Genomic DNA, 7824 nt, shown 5'->3' with positions numbered 1-7824 from the left:
CGTCACGGCGGTCATCTACGGTCCACACGGCACCCTGCTCGTTGACGTGGAGAGGGGCCTCTACGTCATGCGCGAACAGGCGCCGACGATTCCGGTGACCGCCACCCCGTCGACGACTGAGCACTCAGGCCCGGCGCGCGAGGGTGCTGCTGCTGGGGACGGGTAGTGCACGGAGGCCGAGCAGGGCAGGCAGGCCGAACGGCCGGGCCGCTGACCGGCGCCGACGTGGTTGCCGGGTGAGTTGTCGCAGGCCGAGGTGCCGGGCCGGTTCGCGTAGCTGGGTCAGGCCGCCAGCCGGTAGCCACGCTTCATCACGGTCTGGATCAGGTCGACGCCGTCCAGCGGGGTGTCGTCGAAGGCTCGCCGCAGCCGCGACACCGCCATCTCGACGGCGTGATCGTCGACGTCGGCCCAGCTCGGCGCGGCGGCCCGGATCTCGGCCGGGGACAGCACCCGGCCGGGACGACGGGCCAGCGCCCGTAACACCGAGATCGGGCCGGGCTGGACCGGAATCACCTGGTGGCCGATCACCATCGCCTGGCTGCGGATCTCCACCCGGTGACCCTGCACGTCGAGCCGGAGCGACCGTCCCGGGAGCCGGTTCGCCAGGACCTTGACCAGGTCCGGCAGGGCGGGACTGTTCGCCACGTACGCGCTGATGCCGAACGCCCGCAGCGGCTCCGCCGCCAGGTGACCCAGACAGGCCGGCACGATGTCGGCGGTCAGCGCGTTGAGCACCTCGCCGAGTACGCCGTCGGCCTCGGCCTGGCGCAACAGGTTCTCGGTGGCGGTCGCCCCGGTCAGCGCGACGGCGTCGACCTGCCGCCGGATGATGACTCTGCACAGCCGGCGCAGGGTGTCAATCCGCAGCGGCGGGAGAAACCGGTTGGTGACGACCTCGACCACCGTCGCCCCGTTGCGGCGTAGGGCCTCGCAGTACTCCCGATGTGGCTCCGACTCGATCTGCGCCACCACCCGGCGGCCCGTCATCGGCTGGGCGAGGAGATAGCGGAACAGATCCTCGGTGGTCGCGGAGGCGGTTGCCCATATCTGACTCAGGCCGAGATCCCGCAGCGTGTCGGCGGCGTGCCCGTCGCGGGCCAGCAGGCGGGCGTGCGTCAGCCGGTCGACGAGCGCGTCGAGATGGCCGGCCTGCTGGACCACGCGCAGCCAGGCCCGCAGGCCCAGGCCCGAGGACACGATGACCTCGTGCACCGGTCTAGTGACGCAGGCGCGGGTGGCGACGGCAACGGCCTCCGCCACCGGCTGGGCCACCGAGCGGACCGCCTGAACGTTGATCGTCCGTGCCGAGGTGGCCTCCAGCAGGGTGGCGAGGTCGTGTCGACGACGCTCCGACAGGACGGCGACCGTGTACCCCGCCAGGTCCTCCACACTGTCCTCCCGTCAAGCCGGTTACCTCAACAGTGTTTGAACGGTTCCGGACGGCGCTTGGGTCAATCCGGTGAGACTTTTTTCGTCGGGAAGAAGTGTCGCGGTAACAGCGCAGACATCGCAGCGGTGTCCAATCTCAACACCGTGACGGTTCGTTCACCGACTCGGTGTTACCGGGATTTGGGACGACGCGCGGACCTGAACGGTGTTTTGCCAGTTCAGAGTGGACCGCCGAATAGTTACCGCCGAGTCGGGGACGATCCGGGCAAGTGGATCTTGTGAGGTATTCGGCGGTCCCGTCACGTAGCACCCAGTTGACTTCCGGGAAACGCAGTGGTGTTGAAGACTCGGCGCAATCACCGACCAGTTAATGGAACGTGACCGATGAGCGCCGACCCGGACGGGGACGGATGAGAGCGGGCCGACCGCCAATCCGGAACCTGGATCGGCGTCCGTCGACCGCGGTTGAGCTGCCACTCAACCGCGGTCGACTCCGAACGCAGGACGGGCGGCGGGTCGTCGCCCGCTCCGGTCCAGTCCCGATCCGCAGACCAGATTCAGGAGGGTCCATGATACGACGATGGGTACCGCTCGCCGTGGCGACGGCGGTCCTCGCCACCGCCGCAGGGTGCGGTGGCGATGCCGGCCCGGCGTCCGGCTCGCCGGACGCGAACCTTGCCGGCAAGACGGTCGAGGTGGCGGCCACTTGGTCCGGTGCCGAGCAGGCGAACTTCAAGGCGGTGCTGGACGCCTTCGCCGCGAAGACCGGCGCGACGGTGAAGTACACCTCCGGTGGCAACGATCTGCCGGTGCTGCTCAACAGCCGGATCGCTGGGGGTTCGCCGCCGGATGTCGCGTTGATCTCGCAGCCCGGGGTGGTGGCCGAGTTCGTGAAGCGGGGCGCGATCAAGCCGCTGACCGGTGACGCGGCCGCCGCGATCAAGGACAACTACAGCTCTGCCTGGCAGGAACTGGGCACCGTGAACGGGCAGCTCTATGGCGTCTACTTCAAGGTGGCCAACAAGTCGGTGATCTGGTACCGGGTCGACAGCTTCACCGACGCCGGGGTACAGCCGCCGAAGACCTGGGACGAGCTCAAGACGGTCTCCACCGCGCTCGCCGACTCCGGGGTGACGCCCATGGTCGCCGCCGGTGGCGACGGGTGGGTGCTGACCGACTGGTTCGAGAACAGCTACCTCCGGGTCGCCGGCCCGGAAATGTACGACAAGCTGGCCAAGCACGAGATCCCCTGGACCGACCCCAGCGTGGTCAAGACGCTGACCCTGCTGGCCGACTACTGGCGTACGCCGCGATTCCTGGCCGGCAGTCCGACGCAGACCGCCTTCACACAGGCGATCGCCGACGTGTTCGGCAAGTCGCCGAAGGGAGCGATGCTGTTCGAGGGCGACTTCGTCGCCTCAGAGATCAACAAGCTGGGTGAGTTGAAGGTCGGAGAGTCAGCGAAGTTCTTCAACTGGCCGTCGGTCGACGGCTCGAAGCCGGCGGTGGTGACGGCGGGCGACCAGGCCGTCGCCTTCAAGGACACGCCGGAGGCGAACGCACTGATGACCTTCCTCGCCTCGCCCGAGGCGGCGAAGATCATGGCCGCCAAGGGCGGGTTCATCTCGGCGAACTCCGGACTGGACATGGCGACGTACCCGGAGGACACCACCCGGCAACTCGCCGAAGCGGTGGTGAAGGCCGAATCGCTGCGCTTTGACCTCTCGGACCTCACGCCGCAGACGTTCGGCGGTGGGACCAGCGCCCACCTCTGGGTGCTGCTGCAGGACTTCCTCGCCAAGCCGATCGCCCCCGAGGCGTTGGCCCAGCAGCTCGAGGTCGCCGCGAAGAAGGACTTCGGAGGCAACTGATGACGATCACGCCCGACCCGGCCCAGGGCATCCATCCGTACCCTGCCCAGACAACGATCGGCCGGGCGAGCGTGGCCGACGGCCCCGGCGGCCCACGGCACGCCGCCGGTGGCCCGGGCCACCGGGACACCCCCGGCGGCCCACAGACCACCGCCGGGACCGCGGCCCGCCGGCGGTCGCGGGAAACCCGCCTGATGGTCGCGCTCTTCCTCGGCCCCGCCCTGGTGCTGCTGCTGGTACTGGTCTGCTATCCCATCGTCTACACGCTGTGGCTCAGCTTTCGCAGCGGTGACGGATCGAGGTTCGTCGGCTTCGACAACTACATCGAGATGTTCACCTCGTCGAACACCCGGCGAGCCATCCTGAACAACCTCGTCTGGGTGATCGTGGCACCTAGCGTGGTCACCACCCTTGGGCTGATCTTCGCAGTGTTGACCGAGCGGCTACGCCGGTCGGCCGTGCTCAAGGCCGTCCTGTTCATGCCGATGGCCATCTCGTTCCTCGCCGCCGGCGTCACCTTCCGGCTGGTCTACGACGAAAACCCGGACCGCGGCGTGCTCAACGCGGCCGTCGTGTCGGTGCACGACGCCTTTGTGTCCCCGTCGCGCTACCACGGCGTGGATGCTCGGGAGCAGGGCGAGCTGGTGCCGATGAACGACGGCTTCCAGTCCAGAGGGCCGGTGAACCCGGGTGAACCCGTCCGCCTCGCCCTCGTGGGACTGCCACCGGACCGGATCCCGACCGACGCCAAGCCGGCCACCGCACCCACCGGCGGCCCCGGACTGCAGGGCGTGGTGTGGCTCGACTTCAGCCGCGGCGGCGGCGGCCGGGCAGGGACCGTCGACGCCGGCGAGGTGGGGTTGCCCCAGATGACCGTCGAGGCGGTGGCCGACGGGGGCACGGTGGTCGCCACCACCCGGACCGACGCCGCCGGGCGGTTCGCGTTCCCCAACCTCACCTCCGGCCCGTACGTCATCCGGCTGCCCGCCGACAACTTCACCGAGCCGTTCAACGGCGTCTCCTGGCTCGGGCCTACACTCATCACTCCCGCGGTCATCGGGGCGTACATCTGGATCTGGGCCGGATTCGCCATGGTGCTGGTGTCGGCCGGTCTTGCCGCGCTGCCTCGGGAAGCGCTCGAAGCGGCCCGGATGGACGGCGCGAACGAATGGCAGACCTTCCGGCACGTGACCGTGCCGCTGGTCCGGCCCGTGCTCGCCGTGGTGCTGGTCACCCTGACCATCAACGTTCTGAAGATCTTCGACCTCGTCTACGTGCTCGCACCCGAGTCGTCCCAGGACGACGCGACCGTAGTCGCCCTGGAAATGTACCGGGTGTCCTTCGGCGGCGGCCTGGACTACGGGCTCGGCAGCGCCCTCGCGGTCCTGCTGTTCGCCCTGGTGCTCCCCGCGATGCTGTTCAACATCCGGCGCCTGAGGAGGGACAGCTGATGAGTCACACCACCATCGGCACGGTACCGGAACTGATGCCCGCCGGTACCGCGCGGGGCGGCCGGCCGCGACCGGGACCGTGGATCCGGTTCATGATGCGGTTTGGCAAGGCCCTGCTGCGGCTGCTGGCGGTCCTGATCGGCGTCTTCTGGCTGCTGCCGACCTTCGGTCTGGCCGTGGCGAGCCTGCGTAGCAGCGCCGACAACAGCGCCACCGGGTGGTGGACGGTCTTCACCGCACCGGCCCAACTGACCCTCGACAACTACGCCCAGGTGCTGCAGAACGAGCGGATCGTCGAATCGCTGTGGAACACGGTACTTATCACCGTCCCGTCGACCCTGCTCGTGGTGCTGCTCGGCGCACTCGGCGCGTACGCCCTGGCCTGGCTGGATTTTCCCGGCCGGGACTGGCTGTTCGTGCTGGTCGTCGCGTTGATCGTCGTGCCGGTCCAGGTGGCGATCGTGCCGGACGCCCGGATCTTCCGGGCCCTCGGCATCTACGGCGAGATCTCCGCGGTGATTGCCTTCCACGTGGCCTTCGGGTTGCCGTTCGCGATCTTCCTTTTGCGGAACTTCTTCCTGAACATCCCGCGTGACCTGCTCGAGGCGGCCCGCATTGACGGCGCCCGGGAAATGGTCATCTTCGCCCGCGTGGTGCTGCCGATCGGCTGGCCGGCCATCGCCTCGCTGGCCATCTTCCAGTTCCTGTGGGTCTGGAACGACCTGCTGGTCGCGCTCGTCTTCGCCACCTCCGACAATGCCCCGATCACCTACGCCCTGCGAGAGCAGATGCGGTCGTTCTCGTCCAACCTCGACACGATCGGCCCCGGCGCCTTCCTGTCCATGCTCGTGCCGCTCGTGGTCTTCTTCGCCTTCCAGCGCTACTTCGTGCAGGGCGTCCTCGCCGGGTCAGGCAAGTAGCGGGAGGTGAATCATGGGGGTGCGCGCCGGGCGCGAAACGGGGGCGCGCATTTCAGTGCCCGGAACCCCGGGCGCCGCCGTATCGACGAATCCGTCGGCTTTCCGAGGTACGCCGGTCACCCAAGGCCATCGGCTAGCCCGCATCTCGTGCGCGCGGCTTCGGCCGTGGTGCACCTTGTGGCGGATCTGCCTCCCAGGCGTGGCTGCCACTTACCGGAAAGGAGCCGGTGATGAGCCCATCGAAGCTGCTCAGTGCCAGCGCGGAGGCGCTTTTCGCCTCCGCGCTCCAACCGTCGAAGGACCCGACGCCCGAACAGATCCGGCAGGCGGTGCTGGACGGCGTCAGCCAGCACCGGGCGGCCGGTTGCGCGGCACTCGTCGCGCAGGAGTACGGCGATCATCCGGTCGAGGCGGTCAGTCGCATGCGCTGGGCCGTAGCCGCCGTCCGAGCGGCGTACCAGCTGGTCGGGACGTCGGCCTGACCGCCGACGTCCGGCGTCGCGCGTGGCTTCCGGCGTCCGCGTCACGCCCCGATGACCTCCCGCCTTTTAGGTGCAACCTGGACGGTTGCCTATGGCATGCCCCAAAAGCGGTGTGGCCGGGGAAGGAAGGTTGTGCCGGCCGCCGCCGGCACAACCGCTCGTCCGCCCTCCGCCGCGGCCCTTGTGGTAGCACGTCACGAGGGCACACGTCTGTAGCTACGGACGCGTGTAACCCCTGGTGCACAGTGTTTAGTCAGTTATGGCCCGCAGGTCAGTGTGCTGAGGCATCGCACCGACTGGTCGCGATGACCGCTGCCCTCGGTCGCCGATGGCGGCGACCGCTGCACCAGGCGCAACGCCCCTAGTCAGAAGTACGGACTGAGGTTCAGGCTGGTCGGTTGGGATAGTGGCGGCCGGCCAGCCAGATGGTGAGGTCCCTCATGGTGGTTGATCAATCCCTGACCGGCGGGTCGGCCTGCTGCCTCCCGGCTGAGAAGACGTCTAAGACGGCAGGCTCTGCGCTGTTGGCGATCTCTCGCTGCCGTCAAGGACGGCGCCAGCGGACCAGCACCGGTCGGCGCGAGCTGTCCATACCCGTGTTGAATGTCCCGCTGTGCTACGCCAGGGTGGAGTTGCAGACGTCAACCGGCTTGGTTCGATTGCACCCTGAGTGGAGCGCGGTCATGCTTAGTGGTCAGCAGGCCGCCGTGCTGGCCGTCCTGATCACGGCGCGGGGGACGCCCCTCAGTCGAGAGGCGATCTGGGCCGCCATGTCCCGCGGGTATCGGCCGCCAGCAGCTGCCCAGATCGGCGTGGTGATCGCCAACATCCGTAAGAAGATCGGCGCCGCACGCATTCTCACCGGGGCGGACGGTTGGTGGGTGCGGGACCCAACCGCGCCGGAACCGGTCGGCACTGACGTGCTGTCGTTCGGCGGCCTGCGGCTCGATGTCGAGCATCGGTATGTCCTTGACGGGCCGGCTCGGCCCATCCGGCTCGGCCCGCAGGAGTTCGCCGTGCTGCGGACACTCGTCGAGGCGCAGGGAGTGCCGTGTAGCAGGAGTTGGATCTGGTCGTCGTTGCCACCGTATGAGCGGCCCGCCACGATCGCCGCAGTGCGCATGGTCGTCCATCGCCTCCGGGAACGCCTCGGGCGTAGCCGGATTATCACCGGCGGAGGCGGCTGGCGGCTGGCCGGCCCGGCGAAGCCCCGGCCGCACGCGGCGGAGTGGGCCGGCGTGCGACTGGTGCGCACGACAAGCGAAACCTGGCTGGCCGGCCGGAACGCACCAGTTAAGCTGAGTCCCCAGCAGGCCGAGGCGCTGCAGGTACTGATCGATGCGCAGGGCGAACCTCGTAGCGGTGCACAGATCCGGGACGGGATGAGCGCCAGGGCGCGCCCGAAGAACGCCATGGCGGTGGGCAGCGTCATCTCACGCTTGCGGAGCAAGATAGGCCGGGACTGGGTGGCCACTGGCAGGGCCGGCTGGTGGTTAACCGATCCGACCGCAGCACCCCACGCCACCCAGCTGCTCGTTCCCGGCGGCGGGTGGCTCGATCCGGATCGACGGCAGGGCGAAGTCGGCGAGCGGCGCGGCCCGATCGATGGGGTGAATCGCGCCTGCGAGGCTGATTAGTTTGATTAGGGATCCTCATTGATCGTAGGATGATCGTGTGGAACTTCTTCGGCTTGCGAAGGCCGCGAAGT

Annotated in this window: 6 protein-coding genes; 5 read left to right on the top strand and 1 reads right to left on the bottom strand. The window is 68.6% G+C overall.

The features are described from left to right. Nucleotides 1–282: 282 nt before the first annotated feature. Nucleotides 283–1392, bottom strand: coding sequence for a uroporphyrinogen-III synthase (locus FXF52_RS39660; protein WP_148804792.1), 1110 nt, complete (start codon nt 1390–1392; stop codon nt 283–285). A gap of 569 nt (nt 1393–1961) precedes the next feature. On the opposite strand from FXF52_RS39660, the gene FXF52_RS39655 reads away from it, so the two are divergent. From FXF52_RS39655 to FXF52_RS39635, 5 genes are all read left to right on the top strand, one after another. After that, nucleotides 1962–3263: an ABC transporter substrate-binding protein gene (locus FXF52_RS39655; protein WP_148804791.1), complete on the top strand. Its 1302-nt coding sequence runs from the start codon at nt 1962–1964 to the stop codon at nt 3261–3263. Then, nucleotides 3263–4714 (top strand): ABC transporter permease subunit, encoded by a 1452-nt coding sequence (locus tag FXF52_RS39650; protein WP_148804790.1) that lies wholly within the window; start codon nt 3263–3265, stop codon nt 4712–4714. Before FXF52_RS39655 ends, FXF52_RS39650 begins: the two co-directional genes overlap by 1 nt. Then, nucleotides 4714–5634, top strand: coding sequence for a carbohydrate ABC transporter permease (locus FXF52_RS39645; RefSeq protein ID WP_148804789.1), 921 nt, complete (start codon nt 4714–4716; stop codon nt 5632–5634). Before FXF52_RS39650 ends, FXF52_RS39645 begins: the two co-directional genes overlap by 1 nt. 230 nt (nt 5635–5864) lie before the next feature. Beyond that, the gene (locus FXF52_RS39640; protein ID WP_148804788.1) at nt 5865–6116 is read left to right on the top strand and encodes a hypothetical protein; all 252 of its coding nucleotides are present in this window, start codon (nt 5865–5867) and stop codon (nt 6114–6116) included. Between the two features lie 683 nt (nt 6117–6799). Then, entirely contained in the window at nt 6800–7753 is a 954-nt protein-coding gene (locus FXF52_RS39635) for a helix-turn-helix domain-containing protein (RefSeq protein WP_187414003.1), read from the top strand. Nucleotides 7754–7824: the final 71 nt, after the last annotated feature.

The sequence above is a fragment of the Micromonospora sp. MP36 genome (genome assembly GCF_008119785.1).
Lineage (GTDB): Bacteria > Actinomycetota > Actinomycetes > Mycobacteriales > Micromonosporaceae > Micromonospora.
The sequence above is the reverse complement of the archived record's forward strand: the minus strand, read 5'-3'. Positions and strand labels throughout refer to the sequence as shown.

What these genes read in the sequence shown, in the direction of transcription:
- FXF52_RS39655 (WP_148804791.1), top strand. Translation starts at nt 1,962, where the DNA reads ATGATACGACGATGGGTACCGCTCGCCGTGGCGACGGCGGTCCTCGCC.
- FXF52_RS39650 (WP_148804790.1), top strand. Translation starts at nt 3,263, where the DNA reads ATGACGATCACGCCCGACCCGGCCCAGGGCATCCATCCGTACCCTGCC.
- FXF52_RS39645 (WP_148804789.1), top strand. Translation starts at nt 4,714, where the DNA reads ATGAGTCACACCACCATCGGCACGGTACCGGAACTGATGCCCGCCGGT.
- FXF52_RS39640 (WP_148804788.1), top strand. Translation starts at nt 5,865, where the DNA reads ATGAGCCCATCGAAGCTGCTCAGTGCCAGCGCGGAGGCGCTTTTCGCC.
- FXF52_RS39635 (WP_187414003.1), top strand. Translation starts at nt 6,800, where the DNA reads ATGCTTAGTGGTCAGCAGGCCGCCGTGCTGGCCGTCCTGATCACGGCG.